A 19,506-nucleotide genomic window follows, 5' to 3' on the forward strand; every position below is an offset into this window, starting at 1 on the left:
TAAGCGGGGGAAACAGTAATAATAAGTGTTCGACATGGTTGGCCACCCTGGGTGGCCTTTTTTTATGTTTGCTTCTTCAGGCCTTTGGTTCGTCCCCCGCTGAGCTGTGCTTTTCCTCTCTTGTATTTTTTTCCTGAATAATTTCATTAAGCGATATTTTCACGCTGTAACCTTATAAAAAATAATGATTTGTTAATTTGATTCATATTAAAGGTGAATTATTTGTGAATAATAAAAGGAAGGCATCAAAATCATGAAAGAACAGGCGTCATTATTATTGTAAAGATGATGCGGCAGACGGGGGGGCAATTTAAGGAAAGCCTTTAGATATCCGCTTAATGTTGAGAATACGGCGCATGTAATTAACCTAAAGCGAAGCGTTAAAACATATCGTTAACAACAATTTCACGATTAATTCTCCATTGAAAAATAATTAACATTACCGGTGTAAATTGTTTTGGATCAATGTTTAAAGCTGGCATTGCGGGATATAAAGGGGCAAAATTGCTGTAGATCAAACTGGCCGAGTCACGGTGTTTTAGCTATAAATTGATCGCCGTCGTAAAACGTAAAAAACATTAAGCAAAGACCTGTTTATTGTAAGGGAATTGCAGGGTAATATAATTACGGGTTATTTTTGATTTTATTAACGTGTTTGTAACCTTTCACCTTTTGATTTCACATTTGAATAAAGTGGGCGATAAAAAGGGGTCTGGAAGCGAATGTATTTGTATTAGGGCATGCTTGTGGCAAACCTCCCGGTGAACCACAGTCGAAGTCTTCATGCGAAGAGCAAGGAGTCAAGATGTTTGATATTGTCGAACTGTCGCGCTTACAGTTTGCCTTGACCGCGATGTACCACTTCCTGTTTGTGCCATTAACGCTCGGTATGGCGTTTTTGCTGGCCATCATGGAAACGGTCTACGTTCTGTCAGGTAAGCAGATTTATAAAGATATGACCAAATTCTGGGGCAAGTTGTTTGCAATCAACTTTGCGCTGGGGGTGGCAACCGGTTTAACCATGGAGTTCCAGTTCGGGACTAACTGGTCTTACTATTCTCACTACGTCGGGGATATCTTCGGTGCGCCGCTGGCTATCGAAGGCCTGATGGCATTCTTCCTCGAATCCACCTTTGTTGGTCTGTTCTTCTTTGGCTGGGATCGTCTCGGCAAAGTTCAGCACATGGCCGTCACCTGGCTGGTGGCGCTGGGCTCTAACCTCTCCGCACTGTGGATTCTGGTCGCCAACGGCTGGATGCAAAACCCTATCGCTTCCGACTTCAACTTCGAAACGATGCGTATGGAAATGGTCAGCTTCTCCGAGCTGGTCCTGAACCCGGTTGCGCAGGTTAAATTTGTTCATACCGTGGCATCCGGCTACGTGTGTGGCGCGATGTTTGTGCTCGGTATCAGCTCTTACTACATGCTGAAAGGCCGTGACTTCGCGTTTGCGAAGCGCTCCTTCGCCATCGCGGCGAGCTTCGGTATGGCCGCCATTCTCTCCGTTATCGTGCTTGGTGATGAGTCCGGTTATGAAATGGGTGACGTGCAGAAAACCAAACTGGCCGCAATTGAAGCCGAATGGGAAACCCAGCCCGCGCCGGCTGCCTTTACCCTGTTTGGTATTCCTGACCAGGATAAACAAGAAAACCGCTTTGCTATCCAGATCCCTTACGCGCTGGGGCTTATCGCTACCCGCTCCGTTGATAAGCAGGTTACCGGCCTGAAAGAGCTGATGGTGCAGCACGAAGAACGTATCCGTAACGGGATGAAGGCGTACAGCCTGCTCGAGCAGCTGCGTAAAGGCTCTGCCGATCAAAGCGTGCGTGATGACTTCAACCATGTGAAGAAAGACCTTGGCTATGGCCTGCTGCTGAAGCGCTACACGGAAAACGTCACCGACGCGACCGAAGAGCAGATTCAGAAAGCGACCAAGGACTCTATTCCTCGCGTGGCACCGCTGTACTTCGCGTTCCGTATCATGGTGGGCTGTGGCTTCCTGATGCTGTTCATTATTGCTGCCTCCTTCTGGACCGTAACCCGCAACGCCATCGGTTCGAAAAAATGGCTGCTGCGCGCCGCGCTGTACGGTATTCCGCTGCCGTGGATCGCAATCGAGTCCGGCTGGTTTGTGGCTGAATACGGCCGTCAGCCGTGGGCGGTAGGTGAGGTTCTGCCGACGGCAGTGGCCAATTCTTCGCTAAGCGTGGGTGACCTGCTGTTCTCCATGATACTGATTTGCGGCCTTTACACGCTGTTTATGGTGGCGGAGCTGTTCCTGATGTTCAAATTTGCTCGCCTTGGGCCGAGCAGTCTGAAAACAGGACGCTATCACTTTGAGCAGTCCAACGTGGCTTCTCAGCCGGCACGCTAAGACAGGAGTCGTCAAATGATTGATTATGAAGTATTGCGTTTTATCTGGTGGCTGCTGGTCGGCGTCCTGCTGATTGGCTTCGCCGTCACCGACGGCTTCGACATGGGCGTGGGCATGCTGTCACGCGTGATTGGTCGTACCGACGTTGAGCGCCGCATTATGGTGAACTCCATTGCGCCACACTGGGACGGTAACCAGGTCTGGTTGATCACCGCCGGTGGTGCGTTATTTGCCGCCTGGCCAATGGTCTATGCCGCAGCCTTCTCCGGCTTTTACGTGGCGATGATTCTGGTGCTGGCTTCTTTGTTCTTCCGCCCGGTAGGTTTCGACTACCGTTCGAAGATTGAAGATACCCGCTGGCGTAACATGTGGGACTGGGGCATTTTCATCGGGAGCTTTGTGCCGCCGCTGGTCATTGGCGTGGCGTTCGGCAACCTCTTGCAGGGCGTGCCGTTCCACGTAGATGAATATCTGCGTCTCTACTACACCGGTAACTTCTTCCAGCTGCTGAATCCGTTTGGCCTGCTGGCCGGCGTTGTCAGCGTGTCGATGATTGTTGCTCAGGGTGCAACCTACCTGCAGATGCGTACCGTCGGTGAGTTACATCTGCGTGCTAAAGCGGCGGCTCAGATTGCCGCGCTGGTAATGATGGTTTGCTTCGCACTGGCAGGCGTTTGGGTGGTTTACGGCATCGATGGATACGTTGTGACCTCCGTATTGGATCATCATGCTGCCTCTAACCCGCTGACTAAAGAAGTCGCGCGTCAGGCCGGTGCCTGGATGGTTAACTTCAACAATATGCCAGGCCTGTGGGCAATTCCTGCGCTGGGCGTTGTGTTGCCGCTGCTGACCATTCTGATGTCTCGTCTGGAGAAGGGCGCTCTGGCGTTCATCTTCTCCTCACTGACGCTGGCCTGTGTGATCCTGACCGCCGGTATTGCTATGTTCCCGTTCGTGATGCCTTCCAGCACCATGATGAACGCTAGCCTGACCATGTGGGATGCGACATCCAGCCAGCTGACGCTGAATGTGATGACCTATGTTGCTATCGTGTTCGTACCCATCATTCTTCTCTACACCACCTGGTGTTACTGGAAAATGTTCGGTCGTATCACCAAAGAGCACATCGAAAGCAACTCCACCTCTCTGTACTAATAAGGAGCTGATTATGTGGTATTTTGCATGGATTCTGGGCACGCTTCTCGCGTGTGCATTCGGGATTATTACCGCGCTGGCTCTCGAGCACGTTGAGGCGAGCAAAGCCGGAAAAGAAGAGCACTGATGGAATACGTTATCGCGAAACTATACGCGGTAATGGACAAGAGCCCCTTGCGGGCTCTTTCCTTAGTGATGGCGCTGGTGCTGGCAGGGTGCATTTTTTGGGACCCGTCTCGTTTCGCCGCGAAAACGAGTGAGCTGGAGATTTGGCACGGCTTCCTGCTGATGTGGGGCGTTTGTGCCGGGATCGTTCACGGCGTGGGCTTCCGCCCAACCAAAGTACTTTGGCAGGGTATTTTCTGCCCGCTGATTGCCGATTTAGTGCTCATCGCTGGACTGCTATTTTTCTTCTTCTGAATGCCGTCGCGCATTCCCCCGCACGATGCAGAAATTATGGGCTTTAACAAGCCCATAAAAATTTACTTAACGTTTAAAACAATCCATTCCAAACCCTCATTCTCTTGCGTATAGTAAGCAGCGTTAAATTGTATTACCGGGATGTAAAGTGAGTACAACGCTGTTTCGATGGCCGGTTCGTGTTTACTACGAAGACACAGACGCCGGGGGTATGGTTTACCATGCCAGTTATGTTGCTTTTTACGAAAGAGCACGCACAGAGATGCTGCGCCAGCACAACTTTAACCAGCATTCCTTGTTGGCGGAGCGTGTCGCCTTTGTCGTACGCAGGATGACCGTTGATTATCTTGCGCCTGCCCGACTCGACGATTTACTCGAAATCCAAAGTGAAATTACATCGATGCGCGGCACTTCTATGGTGTTTACGCAGCGAATAGTCAACGCTGAAAATCAGTTACTGAACCAAGCTGAAGTGCTGATTGTTTGTGTTGATCCACACCTTATGAAGCCTCGTGCGCTTCCCAAGTCTATTGTCGCGGAGTTCAAGCAGTGACTGACATGAATATCCTTGATTTGTTCCTGAAGGCTAGCCTTCTGGTCAAATTTATCATGTTGATTTTGATTGGTTTTTCCATCGCATCATGGGCAATCATCATTCAGCGAACGCGTATCCTTAATGCCGCCAGCCGTGAAGCTGAGGCGTTTGAAGACAAGTTCTGGTCCGGGATCGAACTGTCTCGCCTGTATCAGGAAAGCCAGGGCCGTCGCGAAAGCCTGAGCGGTTCTGAGCAAATTTTCTATTCCGGTTTTAAAGAGTTCGCGCGTCTGCATCGCGCAAACACCCACGCGCCAGAAGCCGTGGTTGAGGGAGCATCCCGTGCGATGCGTATCTCAATGAGCCGCGAGCTGGAAACGCTGGAAACCCATATTCCTTTCCTTGGCACCGTTGGTTCCATCAGCCCGTACATCGGTCTGTTTGGTACGGTGTGGGGGATCATGCATGCGTTTATCGCCCTCGGTGCGGTGAAGCAGGCAACGCTGCAAATGGTTGCGCCGGGTATTGCTGAAGCGCTGATTGCGACTGCGATTGGTCTGTTTGCCGCTATTCCGGCCGTTATGGCGTACAACCGCCTGAACCAACGCGTGAACAAACTGGAATTGAATTACGACAACTTCATGGAAGAGTTCACGGCTATCCTGCACCGTCAGGCTTTTACCAGCAGCGAAAAGCAGTAACAAGGGGTAAGTCATGGCCAGACGCGGACGTGGTCGTCGTGAGCTGAAGTCAGAAATTAACATCGTTCCATTGCTGGACGTGCTGTTGGTGCTGCTGCTGATCTTTATGGCAACGGCGCCGATCATCACCCAGAGCGTCGAGGTGGATCTGCCGGATGCGACAGATTCCCAGACCGTCAGCAGTAACGATGAGCCGCCGGTCATTATCGAAGTGTCCGGGGTAGGGCAGTACAGCGTAGTGGTTGAAAAAGATCGTATGGATCAGCTGCCGTCAGAGCAGGTTGTTGCGGAAGCGCAGCGCCGCCTGCAGGCAAATCCTAAAACGGTCTTTTTGATCGGCGGTGCAAAAGATGTTCCGTATGACGAGATCATCAAGGCGCTGAATCTGTTGCATCAGGCGGGCGTGAAGTCCGTCGGTTTGATGACACAGCCAATCTGATCCATTTCGCTTAAAACGTTTGGGAACCGAGAGTGTCAAAGGCAACCGAAGAGAACGCTAAATTAAAACGAGCGATCGTCGTTTCAGTGGTGCTGCACATCATTTTGATTGGCATCCTGATCTGGAGCTCGTTTGATGAGCACATTGATGCATCCGCGGGCGGTGGCGGTGGTTCTTCTATTGACGCGGTGATGGTTGACCCGGGTGCGGTAGTGGATAACTACAATCGCCAACAGCAGCAGCAGGCAAGCAGCAAACGTGCCGCCGAGCAGCGTGAAAAACAGGCGCAGCAGCAGGCAGAAGAGCTTCAGCAAAAACAGGCGGCGGAGCAACAGCGCCTGAAAGAGCTGGAGAAAGAGCGTTTAGCGGCTCAGGAGCAGGCAAAAGCGCAGGCCGAGCAGCAGAAGCAGGCTGAAGCGGCCGCGAAGCAGGCTCAGGAACAGCAGAAACAGGCTGAGACCGCTGCCGCAGCTGCGAAAGCAAAAGCCGATGCGCAGGCGAAAGCTCAGGCTGATGCCCAGGCGAAGGCTGCGGAAGAAGCGGCGAAGAAAGCCGCGGCGGACGCTCAGAAGAAAGCGACTGAAGAAGCGGCGAAGAAAGCGGCTGACGCAGAGAAAAAAGCGGCCGCAGACGCTGCCGCAGCAGCGAAGAAAGCTCAGCAGGATGCTGAGAAAAAAGCTGCAGATGCTGCCGCTAAGAAAGCTGCGCAGGATGCCGAGAAGAAAGCTGCCGCAGAGGCCGCGAAAGAGGCTGCTGCCGAAAAAGCGGAAGCGGCTAAACAGGCTGCTGCCGAAAAAGCAGCGGCTGAAAAGGCTGCCGAGAAGGCCGCCGCTGATAAAGCTGCCGCCGCGAAAGCCGCAGCAGACAAGAAAGCGGCTGCTGACGCGAAGAAAAAGGCTGCTGCTGAGAAAGCCGCTTCTGACAAAGCCGCAGCGCAGGGCGTTGACGACTTATTCGGTGATTTAAGCTCAGGTAAGAATGCACCGAAAACGGGCGGTGGGGCGAAAGGTAATGCCGCAGCCGCCGCCGGAAAAGGGAATAATAAAAACAACGGCGCAAGCGGCGCAGAGATCAACGGCTACGCAGGTCAGATAAAGGCAGCGATCGAGAGCAAGTTCTATAACGATCCTTCGTTTGCCGGTAAGACCTGTTCACTGCGGATCAAACTGGCGCCGGACGGCCTTCTGCTTGATATCAAGCCAGAAGGTGGCGATGCGGCACTTTGCCAGGCTGCCGTTGCGGCAGCGCGTCTGGCGAAGATTCCTAAGCCGCCAAGCGAAGCTGTTTATGAAGTCTTCAAGAACGCACCGATCGACTTTAAGCCTTAACGCGGTTTTCCCCGCCACAACGGGGAAAGCACACTAAGCTGAGTTACAGGGTTTTGGTAGTTTTGTGTATTTGGGTTTGTTAACATTCTGCTAAATTATCGTGGGCTTTCCGCCCGGATAAGGGAGATATGATGAAGCAGGCATTTCGTGTAGCGTTAAGTTTCTTAATGCTGTGGGCAGCGGTGCTGCACGCAGAAGTTCGTATCGAGATCACCCAGGGTGTCGACTCTGCTCGTCCAATTGGTGTGGTTCCGTTTACCTGGGCAGGCCCTGGCGCCGCGCCTGAAGATATTGGTGGCATTGTTGCTGCCGACCTGCGTAACAGCGGTAAATTCAATCCTCTCGACAGATCTCGCCTGCCTCAGCAGCCGGGTTCTGCTCAGGAAGTTCAGCCTGCAGCCTGGACCGCGCTCGGTATTGACGCCGTCGTAGTAGGTCAGGTTACGCCAAACGGCGACGGGAGTTACACCGTTGCTTACCAACTGGTCGACACCTCAGGTGCGCCGGGCACGGTGCTGGCCCAGAACTCCTACAAAGTGAACAAGCAGTGGCTGCGTTATGCAGGCCACACCGCCAGCGACGAAGTGTTTGAGAAGCTGACCGGGATTAAAGGCGCATTCCGTACCCGTATTGCTTACGTTGTACAGACCAATGGCGGCCAGTTCCCGTATGAGCTGCGTGTTTCTGATTACGATGGCTACAACCAGTTTGTGGTTCACCGTTCTCCGCAGCCGCTGATGTCTCCTGCATGGTCTCCGGACGGCAGCAAACTGGCTTATGTGACCTTCGAAAGCGGCCGTTCTGCGCTGGTTGTGCAGACGCTGGCTAACGGCGCAGTGCGTCAGATTGCTTCGTTCCCGCAGCACAACGGCGCACCGGCATTCTCTCCGGACGGTTCTAAGCTGGCGTTCGCGCTGTCTAAAACCGGTAGCCTGCAGCTGTACGTGATGGACCTGGGTTCTGGCCAGATTCGTCAGGTGACTGAAGGTCGCAGCAACAATACCGAACCAACCTGGTTCCCGGACAACCAAACCCTGGCCTATACCTCTGACCAGGCGGGTCGTCCACAGATTTATAAAGTCAGTATTAGTGGCGGTGCTCCGCAGCGTCTTTCCTGGGAAGGTGGTCAGAACCAGGATGCCGATGTCAGTGCCGATGGTAAAATTATGGTAATGGTCAGCTCCGCTAGCGGTCAGCAGCACATTGCCAAACAGGATCTGGTAGCGGGTGGCGTAACAACTTTATCGTCAACGTTCCTGGATGAAACGCCAAGTCTGGCACCTAACGGCACTATGGTAATCTACAGCTCTTCTCAGGGGATGGGATCCGTGCTGAATTTGGTTTCAACAGATGGGCGTTTCAAAGCGCGTCTTCCGGCAACTGATGGACAGGTCAAATTCCCTGCCTGGTCGCCGTATCTGTGATAACAATATTGATTATTAAAGGATCAAAGAAATGCAACTGAACAAAGTGCTGAAAGGGCTGATGATTGCTCTGCCGGTTATGGCTATCGCGGCGTGTTCTTCTAACAAGAGCGCCAACAATGGTCAGAGCGGTGAAGGTATGCTGGGTGCCGGCACTGGTATGGACGCTAACGGCCACGGCAACATGTCTTCTGAAGAGCAGGCTCGTCTGCAGATGCAACAGCTGCAGCAGAACAACATCGTTTATTTCGGTCTGGACAAATACGATGTTAGCTCTGAATTCGCTGCAATGCTGGATGCGCACGCTAACTTCCTGCGTAGCAACCCGTCTTACAAAGTGACCGTAGAAGGTCATGCGGATGAGCGCGGTACCCCAGAGTACAACATCGCCCTGGGCGAACGTCGTGCTAACGCCGTTAAAATGTACCTGCAAGGTAAAGGCGTTTCTGCAGACCAGATCTCCATCGTTTCTTACGGTAAAGAAAAACCTGCAGTACTGGGGCATGACGAAGCGGCATACGCTAAAAACCGTCGTGCCGTACTGGTTTACTAAGAGAATCGCATGAGCAGTAACTTCAGACATCACTTGTTGAGTCTGTCGTTACTGGTTGGCATAGCGGCCCCCTGGGCCGCTAATGCTCAGGCGCCAATCAGTAGTGTCGGCTCAGGCTCGGTCGAAGACCGTGTCACTCAACTCGAGCGTATTTCTAACGCTCACAGTCAGCTTTTGACCCAACTCCAGCAACAACTCTCCGATAACCAGAATGATATTGATTCCCTGCGCGGTCAGATTCAGGAAAACCAGTATCAGCTGAATCAGGTTGTGGAGCGTCAAAAGCAAATTTTGCTGCAGATGGATAGCCTTAGCGGCGCGGCTGCGGGAGCAGGGCAACAGCCTGCTGCCGGTGCCTCTCAGGGGGCGACCACGCCGGACGCAGGAGCCTCTAACGCGGCCCCTGCGGCTCCAGCGCAGGGCGGTGACGCAAACAGCGATTACAATGCAGCCATCGCGCTGGTGCAGGATAAATCGCGCCAGGACGATGCCATCAACGCCTTTCAGAGCTTTGTGAAGAAGTATCCGGATTCAACTTATCTGCCGAACGCCAACTATTGGCTCGGTCAGTTGAATTACAACAAAGGTAAAAAGGATGATGCGGCGTTTTATTTTGCCTCCGTGGTGAAAAATTACCCGAAATCACCGAAGGCTCCGGACGCCATGTTTAAGGTCGGCGTGATCATGCAGGACAAAGGCGACGTCGCAAAAGCGAAAGCCGTCTACCAGCAGGTCGTAAAACAGTATCCGGGAACCGACGGTGCAAAGCAGGCTCAAAAACGCCTGAACGCACAGTAATGCTTGCGGCCTGACCAGATATCGTCGTTTTTCTGGTCTTGCCGTGCGAAACGTAAGCAGTTGAACGATATGCGTCAAAATTATTGTTGCGTCAAAATCTTAAATCAGTAATATATGCCGCCGTTGCCAAGGGATACGAAACAAACCCAAAGTGACGCAAAAGTGGGTCGTTAGCTCAGTTGGTAGAGCAGTTGACTTTTAATCAATTGGTCGCAGGTTCGAATCCTGCACGACCCACCACTTTAAAGTAATAAGCTGTAGTCAGGCGTGAAGGGTGATAATTATCCTGCGCGACCCAGCACTTTAAAGTAGATGCAGTAAAGAAGTTTGCAGTAACCGCACAGCGGGTCGTTAGCTCAGTTGGTAGAGCAGTTGACTTTTAATCAATTGGTCGCAGGTTCGAATCCTGCACGACCCACCATCTTTTAAGATGAAGGCTGTAAGTGAAGGGTTTGAACCTGCAGCAGGTTCTAATCTAGTGCAGCAAAACTTCAAAGCAGTAACCGCATACAGCGGGTCGTTAGCTCAGTTGGTAGAGCAGTTGACTTTTAATCAATTGGTCGCAGGTTCGAATCCTGCACGACCCACCAAATTCAAACTAAAGCGCCTTCAGGCGCTTTAGTTGTTTCTGGAGCAAGGACTATTATGTGCAGGATAACGTCGTTGCTTGCGACGACGGCCCGAAGGGCGAGCATAGCGAGTCATCCTGCACGACCCACCAATGTAGGAAGGCGCCCTAAAGGCGCCTTTTTGCTATCTGCGATTTGAAAAATCACGCTTATCAAACACAGCCTTCCTCATTTTCTTTTTCTCTCACAGCACCAGGCAATTCCTCACGACATTTTGATTAAATTTCGCTATCTTGTTTAGCATATAAAACAGTGAATGCAGGTAATAGCGTAAATCACGCTTAATACGGCCTGTTATGTTAAGTCAGTAAAACGAGATTGCATGATGAGCGTAATGTTTGATCCGGAAACGGCGATTTATCCATTTCCACCTAAACCAGCTCCGCTAAGCGGGGACGAAAAGCAGTTCTATCGTGAAAAAATTAAGCGCCTGCTCAAAGAGCGGAATGCGGTGATGGTGGCTCACTACTACACTGACCCGGAAATCCAGTCTCTCGCAGAAGAGACCGGCGGTTGTATCTCTGACTCGCTTGAGATGGCTCGCTTTGGCGCTAACCATCCAGCTTCTACGCTTCTGGTGGCGGGCGTTCGTTTTATGGGGGAAACGGCGAAAATCCTCAGCCCTGAGAAAACAATTTTGATGCCAACCCTCAATGCCGAGTGTTCATTGGATCTGGGCTGCCCGATTGAGGCATTCAACGCGTTTTGCGACCAGCACCCCGATCGTACCGTCGTCGTCTATGCTAATACCTCTGCGGCGGTAAAGGCCCGGGCCGACTGGGTGGTTACGTCCAGTATTGCCGTTGAGCTGATTGAACATCTGGACAGTCTGGGAGAAAAAATTATCTGGGGGCCCGATCGCCATCTTGGCGGCTACGTTCAAAAGCAGACCGGGGCTGATGTGCTGTGCTGGCAGGGGGCCTGTATTGTTCATGATGAATTTAAAACTCAGGCCCTGGCACGCATGAAGGCGCTGTACCCTAATGCAGCCGTATTGGTACACCCTGAGTCGCCGCAGGCGGTGGTTGATATGGCCGATGCCGTGGGCTCGACCAGCCAGCTGATTAACGCGGCAAAAACGCTGCCTCATCAGCAGCTGATTGTGGCAACGGATCGCGGGATATTTTATAAAATGCAGCAGGCGTGTCCGGATAAAGAGTTGCTGGAGGCTCCTACTGCAGGGGAAGGAGCAACCTGTCGCAGCTGTGCACATTGTCCGTGGATGGCAATGAACGGGCTTAAAGCGATTGCTGAGGGACTGGAGCAGGGTGGCGCTGCGCACACCATAGAAGTGGACGCTGCGCTGCGTGAAGGGGCTCTCGTTCCGCTTAATCGTATGCTCGAGTTCGCGGCAGAGTTACGTCGGACGATAAAAGGCAACGCGTAAGATAATTACGCTCTGGGGGAGTACATGGATTTTTTTAGCACGCAGAATATTCTCGTCCACATTCCCATTGGGGCGGGCGGGTACGACTTATCATGGATTGAGGCGGTGGGGACGCTGGCGGGTTTGCTTTGCATCTGGCTTGCCAGCCTGGAGAAAATTGGGAACTACGCTTTCGGGCTAATCAACGTCACGCTGTTTGCCATCATTTTCTTTCAAATCCAACTCTACGCCAGCCTGCTGCTGCAGTTGTTCTTTTTCGTGGCGAATATTTACGGCTGGTATGCGTGGTCACGGCAAAGCAGCAATAATCAGTCGTTGCTGCAAATCCGCTGGCTTCCCTTGCCTAAGGCTATTGCCTGGCTGGTAATTATCATTGCGTCGATTGGATTGATGACGATATTCATCGACCCGGTCTTTGCTTTCCTCACCCGGATTGCCGTGACCGTGATGCAGAGCCTGGGAATGAACGTTACCCTGCCAGAACTCCAGCCGGATGCTTACCCCTTCTGGGATTCATGCATGATGGTGCTGTCGATTGTGGCCATGATCCTGATGACGCGTAAGTATGTGGAAAACTGGCTGCTGTGGACAATCATCAATGTGATAAGCGTTGTTATCTTTGCGCTGCAGGGTGTTTATGCGATGTCGCTGGAATACCTCATCCTGACCTTTATTGCGCTAAACGGTAGCCGGATGTGGATTAAAAGCGCGCGGCAGTCGGGCTCGCGCGCCTTCTCCTGATCAATGATGATGATGAGCATGGCCGGCAGGATGGTCATGCTCGTTCAGGTCACAGTCTGGCCCATGGCAAACCTGATACTCCATCTGTACCGTGGCATGTTCTATCTGGTACTCGTGCTCCAGAAAGTGATGTATACGCTCCAGCAGGGCATCGTGATCGTGGGGCGGTACGACCTGGACATGCAGCGTCATCAACGGTTTCTCTCCAACCAGCCAGATATGGACGTGATGCACGTTACGCACTTCCGGTATCGAGCGTGACAGATTACGTTTCAGAGCGGCAATATCAATGGCGCTCGGTGCACCTTCCAGCAGTTCATTAACGCTCTCTTTCAGCAGGCTCCAGGCGCTGCGCAATACCAGGCAGGAAACCAGCACCGAGAGGATCGGGTCGATAGGCGTCCAGCCAGTCCAGAGAATCACCACCGCCGCCACAATGGCCCCCACTGAACCCAATAAATCGCCAAGAACATGGAGTGCCGCCGCGCGGACGTTAAGATTTTTCTCGCCGCTGCCACCGTGCAGGATCCAGAAAGAGACCAGGTTCGCCAGCAGTCCGGCGATGGCGATAGTCAACATCGCCCAGCCCGCAATTGGTTGGGGGTTTGAGAAGCGCTGAATCGCTTCCCAGACGATCAGGATGGTGATAACCACCAGTGCAATAGCGTTCACAAATGCGGCGAGCGTGGTGAGGCGCAGCAGGCCAAAAGTGTGCCGGGCGTCAGGCGGGCGACGGGAAAAATGCACGGCCAGCAGGGCAAACAGCAGGGCGGCTGCATCGGTTAGCATATGTCCGGCGTCGGCCAGCAGGGCAAGCGAGCCGGAAAGCAGGCCACCGATAACTTCGGCAACCATGAAAATCGCCGTGATAAGAAAGGCAAACAACAGGCGTTTTGCGTTACTGTCGGAGGGGGTGTGTTGGTGTGAATGCGCCATAATCTCTCACAAATATCAGTCACGGTGAGCTAATTATAACCGCTTCCTGGCTTCAACTAGTTGAAAGATGCTGATAAAAAAAGAGAGCCGTCCGGCTCTCTTACAACTCTCTTTCATCGGGATATTACTGCGACGTGCCGTCGACTTTCTTGTTCACGTCTTGCCCGCTGCCGGTCTCAACTTTTTTGTTGGTATCAGGGCAGCGTCCATCTTTGCACATGCTGTTTTTATGCACTTCGCTTTTGCTCATTTTATGGTGAGAGCCGTTGATTTTGTCATTACTTACTCCGTTTGGAGCAACTTTCTGGTGCGCGTCAGGCGCGACCTGGCCCGCTTCGGCGCTGGCGTTTGCCTGCCCGTTGTTTGCGCTCGACGTTGAGTCGGCGGCATAAACGATTCCGCTGCCCAGGGTCAGCGTGGCGGTTAATAGCAGCGTGGTTAATTTTTTCATGTTGTGCTCCTGTTCTGGTCGTTATTGCTGGATAACTTCGTCCAACAGTGCAGTGCAAAATGCTGAAAAATTCTGCAGGGCAGCAGTCTGCACCGGGCTTTAATTTTCAAAATAGTATTCAATATTGAAAATTTAATATTTTTCAGCGTTAACAGTTGGAAAGTGTAGTTAGCAGGAGAGTGTTCGCCATGTTTCCGCTGTTTTTTTCGAGTTTTCAGGATTAATCTGTGAGAAGTGTAAAAGCCCGTTTACACTTGTGGTTATGCGAGTTAGATTGAAAGGATTGCAACGAAGAAAAATATCAGGATGACTCCGGAACTATCATGAATTATCAGAACGACGACTTAAGAATCAAAGAGATTAACGAGCTTCTCCCCCCTGTAGCGCTGCTGGAAAAATTCCCCGCCACTGAAAAAGCTGCCCACACTGTCTCTCAGGCCCGCAAAGCGATTCACAAAATCCTTAAAGGCAGCGACGATCGCCTGCTGGTGGTGATTGGCCCTTGCTCCATTCACGACACGAAGGCTGCCAAAGAGTACGGCGCACGCCTGCTGGCGCTGCGTGAAGAGCTTCAGGGCGAGCTGGAAGTGGTTATGCGTGTTTACTTTGAAAAGCCGCGTACAACCGTAGGCTGGAAAGGCCTGATTAACGATCCGCATATGGACAGCAGCTACCAGATTAACGATGGTCTGCGCATCGCGCGCAAGCTGCTGCTGGATATCAACGATTCTGGCCTGCCGGCTGCAGGGGAATTCCTTGATATGATAACCCCGCAGTACCTTGCGGATCTGATGAGCTGGGGAGCAATCGGCGCGCGTACCACCGAGTCGCAGGTTCACCGTGAGCTGGCCTCAGGCCTGTCTTGCCCGGTTGGCTTTAAAAACGGCACCGACGGTACGATCAAAGTGGCAATTGATGCCATCAATGCCGCAGGCGCACCGCACTGCTTCCTGTCCGTGACGAAGTGGGGTCATTCCGCTATCGTCAACACCAGCGGTAACGGCGATTGCCACATTATTCTGCGCGGGGGCAAAGAGCCTAACTACAGCGCGAAACATGTGGAAGAGGTGAAAGCTGGCCTGGTTAAGGCAGGTCTTGAGCCGCAGGTGATGATTGATTTCAGTCACGCTAACAGCAGCAAACAGTTTAAAAAGCAGATGGACGTTTCTGACGACGTTTGCGGCCAGATTGCCGGGGGCGAGAAGGCCATCATCGGCGTGATGATTGAAAGCCATCTGGTAGAAGGTAACCAAAACCTGGAGAGCGGTGAACCGCTGGTCTACGGCAAAAGCGTGACCGATGCCTGCATTGGCTGGGAAGATACCGAAGTGGCGCTGCGCAAGCTTGCCGATGCGGTAAAGGCTCGTCGCGGCTAATGGCCTGATTTGAGCAATAAAAAAGGCGTGGTGCATACCACGCCTTTTTTTATGGGCGGCGAATTACTTCGCTTTACCCTGGTTTGCTACCGCTGCGGCCTTGGCTGCGATTTCGTCAGCGTTGCCCAGGTAGTAACGTTTCAGCGGTTTGAAGTTCTCATCAAACTCATAAACCAGCGGCACGCCGGTCGGGATATTCAGCTCGAGGATCTCATCTTCGCTCAGGTTATCCAGATATTTAACCAGCGCACGCAGGGAGTTGCCGTGAGCCGCAACGATGACGCGCTCGCCGGATTTCATGCGTGGCAGAATGGATTCATTCCAGAACGGCGTTACGCGGTCGATGGTCAGCGCCAGGCTTTCGGTGGTTGGCAGCTCGCTGTCGGTCAGTTTTGCGTAACGTGGATCGTGGCCTGGGAAGCGCTCGTCGTCTTTAGACAGCTCAGGTGGGGTGATGGCAAAACCACGACGCCACTGTTTAACCTGCTCGTCACCGTATTTTTCAGCGGTTTCAGCTTTGTTCAGACCCTGCAGGGCACCGTAGTGGCGCTCGTTCAGTTTCCAGGATTTCTCGACCGGCAGCCAGGCCTGGTCAAGTTCATCGAGGATGTTCCACAGGGTGTGGATGGCACGTTTCAGCACAGACGTGTAAGCGAAGTCGAAGGTGAAGCCTTCGTCCTTCAGCAGCTTACCGGCAGCTTTAGCTTCGGTACGCCCTTTATCAGACAGATCAACATCATACCAACCGGTGAAGCGGTTTTCGTTGTTCCACTGGCTTTCGCCGTGACGAACCAGAACCAGCTTAGTAACAGCCATGATTTACTCCTTAATGAGCCTGGGATTAATGATAACAATTATCATTATATTGCCGCGCCATAAGCCACGGCAATGATAAACGTTTAACATAGCGAAAAAGCGCGTGGAGTGTAAGGTGGTTGTAAAAGGTTGTTATATTTTTGGCGTGATTTGGCGGTAAAGTCAGCGATTTGGCGAGAAATTGCCCTTAATGAAAAGGGCAATGAACGTTAGCGAGGCAGGAACTGATATTCCGTGATGCTGAGGTAAGCTTCCGTTGGTTTTAGCCAGCAGCTCGGCTGCGGCCATTCCGGGTGGTTTGGGCTGTCCGGTAAGAACCCGCTTTCCAGCGCCACACCATTCCAGTCGCTGTAGCTTTCCCGATCGCGCGCTGGCGTGCCTGCCAGATAGTTGCCTGTATAGCACTGTAGCGCCGGTGCCGTCGTATAGACCGCCATTTCCAGCTCGCCGTCCACTGACCAGACCCGGGCCACCGGCTGGCTGAGATCGCCTTTTGCCTGCAGCAGGAAAGCGTGGTCATAGCCTTTGGTGGCCTGCTGATCGGCATCGTTCAGAAAATCCTGTCCGATGGGTTTTGGCTCACGGAAGTCAAAGCTGCTGCCGTCAACTTTTTTCAGGCCGCCTGCGGGTAAGCCGTTCGCTTCAACCGGCAGGTAGCTGTCGGCCAGCAGCTGAAGCTTATGCTGACGAACGTCGTTCTGAACGCTGTCCAGATTGAAGTAGGCGTGGTTGGTGAGGTTGACCGGGCAGGGCTTATCGACGGTGGCACGAAGCTCGATGCTAATGCGGTTATCTTCCGTCAGGGCGTAACGGGCCGTCGCGTGCAGTTTGCCGGGGAAACCCTGGTCGCCATCGCATGAGTCCAGTTCGTAAATCACTTCCTGCTCATTTTGAACGGCAATACGCCAGCGGCGCTTGTCAAAGCCTTCCGGCCCGCCGTGAAGCTGGTTTTCGCCCTGGTTAACGTCAAGCTGGAGCGTCTCGCCGCCAACGGTGAGCTTCCCTCCCGCAATACGGTTAGCGTAGCGTCCGACGGTCGCGCCCATAAAGGCGCTTTGCTGCAGATAGTGCTCCGGCGAAGCGCAGCCCAGCAGCGTCTCCCGGATGCTGCCGTCTTTTAGCGGCACGCGGCAGGAGAGCAAGGTCGCGCCCCAGTCCATCAGCGTAACCACCATCCCTGCGCCGTTACGCAGAGTGATAAGACGAAACGGCTGGCCGTCCGGCGCCAGATTCGGGGTCTCTTTTAGCATTGACCCGCTCCTTCGGAGGCTTTGCAAACGTAGAACGTTTCTTTAATGCCCGTTTTGTTTTCGTACTGCTCTTCTACCGCCTGCTTAACGGCCGGAACCAGGTCCTCTGGCACCAGCGCGACGATGCAGCCCCCAAAGCCGCCGCCGGTCATGCGTACGCCGCCTTTCTCGCCAATCGTGGCTTTGATGATGTCCACGAGGGTGTCGATTTGTGGCACGGTAATTTCGAAGTCATCGCGCATGGAGGCGTGTGACTCGGCCATTAGCTGGCCCATTCGGACAAGGTCGCCTTTGGCCAGCGCGTCAGCGGCTTCCACAGTACGGATATTTTCGGTCAGCACGTGACGAACGCGTTTAGCAACGATTGGATCCAGCTCATGCGCCACTTCGTTGAATTTTGCCAGGTCGACGTCACGCAGCGCTTTTTGGCTAAAGAAGCGAGCGCCGGTTTCGCACTGTTCGCGGCGGGTATTGTATTCGCTGCCAACCAGCGTGCGCTTAAAGTTGCTGTTGACGATCACCACCGCGGCGCCTTTTGGCATCGAAACGGCTTTTGTGCCGAGAGTACGGCAGTCGATCAGCAGCGCGTGATCTTTTTTACCAAGGGCGGAAATCAGCTGGTCCATGATGCCGCAGTTGCAGCCGACAAACTGGTTCTCCGCTTCCTGGCCATTGAGCGCCAGCTGCGCGCCATCAAGCGGCAGGTGGTAAAGATGTTGGATAACTTTGCCCACGGCTACTTCCAGCGACGCGGAAGAGCTTAGCCCGGCACCTTGCGGCACGTCACCGCTTATCACCATATCCACGCCGGAAAAGTTGTTATCGCGCTTCTGCAGATGTTTCACCACGCCGCGAACATAATTCGCCCACTGCTGGGTTTCGTGCTTCACGATAGGGGCATCCAGAGAGAAGCTGTCCTGCTGGTTGTCATAATCGGCAGCAATCACCCGCACGGTGCGGTCATCACGTTTCGCACAGCTGATAACCGTCTGATAATCGATGGCACAGGGCAGGACAAAACCGTCGTTGTAATCGGTATGCTCGCCAATCAGGTTAACGCGGCCCGGAGCCTGAATGGTGTGGGTTGCCTGGTAGCCAAATTGTGCAGCAAACAGACGTTGGGTGTTCTCTTTCAGACTCATAATAACGCTCCTGACTGGCGGAAATGGATATCACTGACGGCACGCAAGCGTTCTGCGGCTTGCTCTGCGGTTAAATCGCGCTGCGTTTCAGCCAGCATTTCGTAGCCGACCATAAATTTACGCACCGTGGCGCTGCGCAGCAGCGGCGGATAGAAATGGGCATGAAGCTGCCAGTGCTGGTTGTCTTCACCGTTAAACGGCGCACCGTGCCAGCCCATGGAATACGGGAAAGAGCACTGGAACAGGTTGTCATAGCGGCTGGTGAGCTTTTTCAGCGCCAGCGCCAGGTCAGCGCTTTGTTCCGCGCTTAAGTCGGTGATACGTAATACCTGCGTTTTGGGCAACAGCAGGGTTTCGAACGGCCAGGCTGCCCAGTAAGGGACAACGGCCAGCCAGTGTTCGGTTTCAACCACGGTGCGGCTGCCGTCTGCCTGTTCGCGCTGAACGTAATCCAGCAGCATAGGCGTGCCCCGGTGGGCGAAATATTCACGTTGTAGAGCGTCTTCACGGGCAACTTCGTTAGGCAAAAAACTGTTCGCCCAAACCTGTCCGTGAGGATGTGGGTTTGAGCAGCCCATTGCTGCGCCTTTATTCTCGAAGACCTGAACCCACGGATATGTCTGCCCCAGCTCTGCGGTTTGCTGCTGCCAGGTATTTACCACTTCTTCCAGAGCAGGAAACGAGAGCTCCGGCAGCGTTTTGCTGTGGTCGGGAGAGAAGCAGATAACCCGGCTGGTACCCCGCGCGCTTTCGCAACGCATCAGTGGGTCATGGCTGGCTGGCGCATCGGGCGTGTCCGTCATCAGCGCGGCGAAATCGTTGGTAAAAACGAAAGTGCCGGCGTAATCAGGGTTTTTATCCCCGGTGACGCGCGTGTTGCCAGGGCAAAGGAAACAGTCCGGATCGTGCACCGGGAGTTTGTCTTGCGCTGGCGTTTCCTGTGCGCCCTGCCAGGGACGCTTCGCCCGATGTGGCGAAACCAGAATCCATTGACCCGTCAGGGGGTTATAGCGGCGATGCGGGTGATCGACCGGGTTAAACTGCTCCATCA

20 protein-coding genes and 3 tRNA genes are annotated in these 19,506 nt (G+C 53.2%); 17 read left to right on the forward strand and 6 right to left on the reverse strand.

Annotated features, from left to right (window positions below):
- Window positions 1-805: 805 nt before the first annotated feature.
- From cydA to pnuC, 16 genes are all read left to right on the forward strand, one after another.
- Entirely contained in the window at window positions 806-2,374 is a 1,569-nt protein-coding gene (gene cydA / locus ACE38U_RS15620; protein ID WP_038474571.1) for a cytochrome ubiquinol oxidase subunit I, read from the forward strand.
- A 15-nt stretch (window positions 2,375-2,389) separates the two neighbouring features.
- Window positions 2,390-3,529, forward strand: a complete 1,140-nt coding sequence (gene cydB, locus ACE38U_RS15625; protein ID WP_038474568.1) for a cytochrome d ubiquinol oxidase subunit II — start codon at window positions 2,390-2,392, stop codon at window positions 3,527-3,529.
- A 13-nt stretch (window positions 3,530-3,542) separates the two neighbouring features.
- Window positions 3,543-3,656 (forward strand): cytochrome bd-I oxidase subunit CydX, encoded by a 114-nt coding sequence (gene cydX / locus ACE38U_RS15630; RefSeq protein ID WP_008456153.1) that lies wholly within the window; start codon window positions 3,543-3,545, stop codon window positions 3,654-3,656.
- Window positions 3,656-3,949 (forward strand): cyd operon protein YbgE, encoded by a 294-nt coding sequence (gene ybgE / locus ACE38U_RS15635; RefSeq protein WP_038474565.1) that lies wholly within the window; start codon window positions 3,656-3,658, stop codon window positions 3,947-3,949. The genes cydX and ybgE overlap by 1 nt, the downstream gene beginning before the upstream one ends.
- A gap of 148 nt (window positions 3,950-4,097) precedes the next feature.
- Window positions 4,098-4,502 (forward strand): tol-pal system-associated acyl-CoA thioesterase, encoded by a 405-nt coding sequence (gene ybgC / locus ACE38U_RS15640; protein WP_008456156.1) that lies wholly within the window; start codon window positions 4,098-4,100, stop codon window positions 4,500-4,502.
- Window positions 4,499-5,185: a Tol-Pal system protein TolQ gene (tolQ, locus tag ACE38U_RS15645; RefSeq protein WP_038474561.1), complete on the forward strand. Its 687-nt coding sequence runs from the start codon at window positions 4,499-4,501 to the stop codon at window positions 5,183-5,185. The genes ybgC and tolQ overlap by 4 nt, the downstream gene beginning before the upstream one ends.
- Before the next feature lie 13 nt (window positions 5,186-5,198).
- A complete protein-coding gene (gene tolR / locus ACE38U_RS15650) occupies window positions 5,199-5,624 on the forward strand; it encodes a colicin uptake protein TolR (protein ID WP_008456166.1) in 426 nt (141 codons plus the stop codon).
- 32 nt (window positions 5,625-5,656) lie between these two features.
- Window positions 5,657-6,952, forward strand: coding sequence for a cell envelope integrity protein TolA (tolA, locus tag ACE38U_RS15655; RefSeq protein WP_176982621.1), 1,296 nt, complete (start codon window positions 5,657-5,659; stop codon window positions 6,950-6,952).
- A gap of 131 nt (window positions 6,953-7,083) precedes the next feature.
- On the forward strand, window positions 7,084-8,376 hold the full coding sequence (tolB, locus tag ACE38U_RS15660) for a Tol-Pal system beta propeller repeat protein TolB (RefSeq protein ID WP_038474555.1): 1,293 nt from the start codon (window positions 7,084-7,086) through the stop codon (window positions 8,374-8,376).
- A gap of 31 nt (window positions 8,377-8,407) precedes the next feature.
- Window positions 8,408-8,929 carry a peptidoglycan-associated lipoprotein Pal gene (gene pal, locus ACE38U_RS15665; RefSeq protein ID WP_008456172.1) on the forward strand — a complete coding sequence of 174 codons (522 nt, stop codon included), beginning with the start codon at window positions 8,408-8,410 and terminating at the stop codon, window positions 8,927-8,929.
- A gap of 9 nt (window positions 8,930-8,938) precedes the next feature.
- Window positions 8,939-9,727, forward strand: coding sequence for a cell division protein CpoB (gene cpoB / locus ACE38U_RS15670; protein WP_038474550.1), 789 nt, complete (start codon window positions 8,939-8,941; stop codon window positions 9,725-9,727).
- A 164-nt stretch (window positions 9,728-9,891) separates the two neighbouring features.
- Window positions 9,892-9,967, forward strand: a tRNA-Lys gene (locus ACE38U_RS15675).
- Between the two features lie 105 nt (window positions 9,968-10,072).
- A tRNA-Lys gene (locus ACE38U_RS15680) sits at window positions 10,073-10,148 on the forward strand.
- 93 nt (window positions 10,149-10,241) lie between these two features.
- Window positions 10,242-10,317: transfer RNA gene (locus tag ACE38U_RS15685), tRNA-Lys, on the forward strand.
- 364 nt (window positions 10,318-10,681) lie between these two features.
- Entirely contained in the window at window positions 10,682-11,743 is a 1,062-nt protein-coding gene (gene nadA, locus ACE38U_RS15690) for a quinolinate synthase NadA (protein WP_375530133.1), read from the forward strand.
- A gap of 24 nt (window positions 11,744-11,767) precedes the next feature.
- Window positions 11,768-12,484 carry a nicotinamide riboside transporter PnuC gene (gene pnuC / locus ACE38U_RS15695; RefSeq protein ID WP_038474547.1) on the forward strand — a complete coding sequence of 239 codons (717 nt, stop codon included), beginning with the start codon at window positions 11,768-11,770 and terminating at the stop codon, window positions 12,482-12,484.
- Here pnuC and zitB read toward each other — a convergent pair whose 3' ends face one another.
- Window positions 12,485-13,420 carry a CDF family zinc transporter ZitB gene (zitB, locus tag ACE38U_RS15700; RefSeq protein WP_176983233.1) on the reverse strand — a complete coding sequence of 312 codons (936 nt, stop codon included), beginning with the start codon at window positions 13,418-13,420 and terminating at the stop codon, window positions 12,485-12,487.
- A gap of 124 nt (window positions 13,421-13,544) precedes the next feature.
- Entirely contained in the window at window positions 13,545-13,871 is a 327-nt protein-coding gene (locus ACE38U_RS15705) for a YbgS-like family protein (protein WP_038474541.1), read from the reverse strand.
- A 323-nt stretch (window positions 13,872-14,194) separates the two neighbouring features.
- Between ACE38U_RS15705 and aroG the strand changes: the two genes are divergently transcribed.
- A complete protein-coding gene (aroG, locus tag ACE38U_RS15710) occupies window positions 14,195-15,247 on the forward strand; it encodes a 3-deoxy-7-phosphoheptulonate synthase AroG (protein WP_038474539.1) in 1,053 nt (350 codons plus the stop codon).
- A 63-nt stretch (window positions 15,248-15,310) separates the two neighbouring features.
- Here aroG and gpmA read toward each other — a convergent pair whose 3' ends face one another.
- The 4 genes from gpmA to galT all read right to left on the reverse strand — a co-directional run bounded on the left by gpmA (window position 15,311) and on the right by galT (window position 19,504).
- On the reverse strand, window positions 15,311-16,063 hold the full coding sequence (gene gpmA / locus ACE38U_RS15715) for a 2,3-diphosphoglycerate-dependent phosphoglycerate mutase (protein WP_008456186.1): 753 nt from the start codon (window positions 16,061-16,063) through the stop codon (window positions 15,311-15,313).
- Between the two features lie 209 nt (window positions 16,064-16,272).
- Window positions 16,273-17,313, reverse strand: coding sequence for a galactose-1-epimerase (gene galM / locus ACE38U_RS15720; RefSeq protein WP_375530092.1), 1,041 nt, complete (start codon window positions 17,311-17,313; stop codon window positions 16,273-16,275).
- Entirely contained in the window at window positions 17,307-18,455 is a 1,149-nt protein-coding gene (galK, locus tag ACE38U_RS15725; RefSeq protein ID WP_375530093.1) for a galactokinase, read from the reverse strand. Before galK ends, galM begins: the two co-directional genes overlap by 7 nt.
- Window positions 18,452-19,504, reverse strand: a complete 1,053-nt coding sequence (galT, locus tag ACE38U_RS15730) for a galactose-1-phosphate uridylyltransferase (RefSeq protein ID WP_375530094.1) — start codon at window positions 19,502-19,504, stop codon at window positions 18,452-18,454. Before galT ends, galK begins: the two co-directional genes overlap by 4 nt.
- Between the last annotated feature and the right edge of the window lie 2 nt (window positions 19,505-19,506).

Source organism: Cedecea selenatireducens, from assembly GCF_042138895.1.
GTDB lineage: Bacteria > Pseudomonadota > Gammaproteobacteria > Enterobacterales > Enterobacteriaceae > Cedecea > Cedecea selenatireducens.

Coding starts and splice junctions, on each gene's coding strand:
- tolR (WP_008456166.1), top strand. CDS start 5,199: ATGGCCAGACGCGGACGTGGTCGTCGTGAGCTGAAGTCAGAAATTAAC.
- aroG (WP_038474539.1), top strand. CDS start 14,195: ATGAATTATCAGAACGACGACTTAAGAATCAAAGAGATTAACGAGCTT.
- zitB (WP_176983233.1), bottom strand. CDS start 13,420: ATGGCGCATTCACACCAACACACCCCCTCCGACAGTAACGCAAAACGC.
- nadA (WP_375530133.1), top strand. CDS start 10,682: ATGAGCGTAATGTTTGATCCGGAAACGGCGATTTATCCATTTCCACCT.
- cydA (WP_038474571.1), top strand. CDS start 806: ATGTTTGATATTGTCGAACTGTCGCGCTTACAGTTTGCCTTGACCGCG.
- gpmA (WP_008456186.1), bottom strand. CDS start 16,063: ATGGCTGTTACTAAGCTGGTTCTGGTTCGTCACGGCGAAAGCCAGTGG.
- pnuC (WP_038474547.1), top strand. CDS start 11,768: ATGGATTTTTTTAGCACGCAGAATATTCTCGTCCACATTCCCATTGGG.
- pal (WP_008456172.1), top strand. CDS start 8,408: ATGCAACTGAACAAAGTGCTGAAAGGGCTGATGATTGCTCTGCCGGTT.
- cydB (WP_038474568.1), top strand. CDS start 2,390: ATGATTGATTATGAAGTATTGCGTTTTATCTGGTGGCTGCTGGTCGGC.
- cydX (WP_008456153.1), top strand. CDS start 3,543: ATGTGGTATTTTGCATGGATTCTGGGCACGCTTCTCGCGTGTGCATTC.
- galM (WP_375530092.1), bottom strand. CDS start 17,313: ATGCTAAAAGAGACCCCGAATCTGGCGCCGGACGGCCAGCCGTTTCGT.
- galK (WP_375530093.1), bottom strand. CDS start 18,455: ATGAGTCTGAAAGAGAACACCCAACGTCTGTTTGCTGCACAATTTGGC.
- tolB (WP_038474555.1), top strand. CDS start 7,084: ATGAAGCAGGCATTTCGTGTAGCGTTAAGTTTCTTAATGCTGTGGGCA.
- ACE38U_RS15705 (WP_038474541.1), bottom strand. CDS start 13,871: ATGAAAAAATTAACCACGCTGCTATTAACCGCCACGCTGACCCTGGGC.
- galT (WP_375530094.1), bottom strand. CDS start 19,504: ATGGAGCAGTTTAACCCGGTCGATCACCCGCATCGCCGCTATAACCCC.
- cpoB (WP_038474550.1), top strand. CDS start 8,939: ATGAGCAGTAACTTCAGACATCACTTGTTGAGTCTGTCGTTACTGGTT.
- ybgE (WP_038474565.1), top strand. CDS start 3,656: ATGGAATACGTTATCGCGAAACTATACGCGGTAATGGACAAGAGCCCC.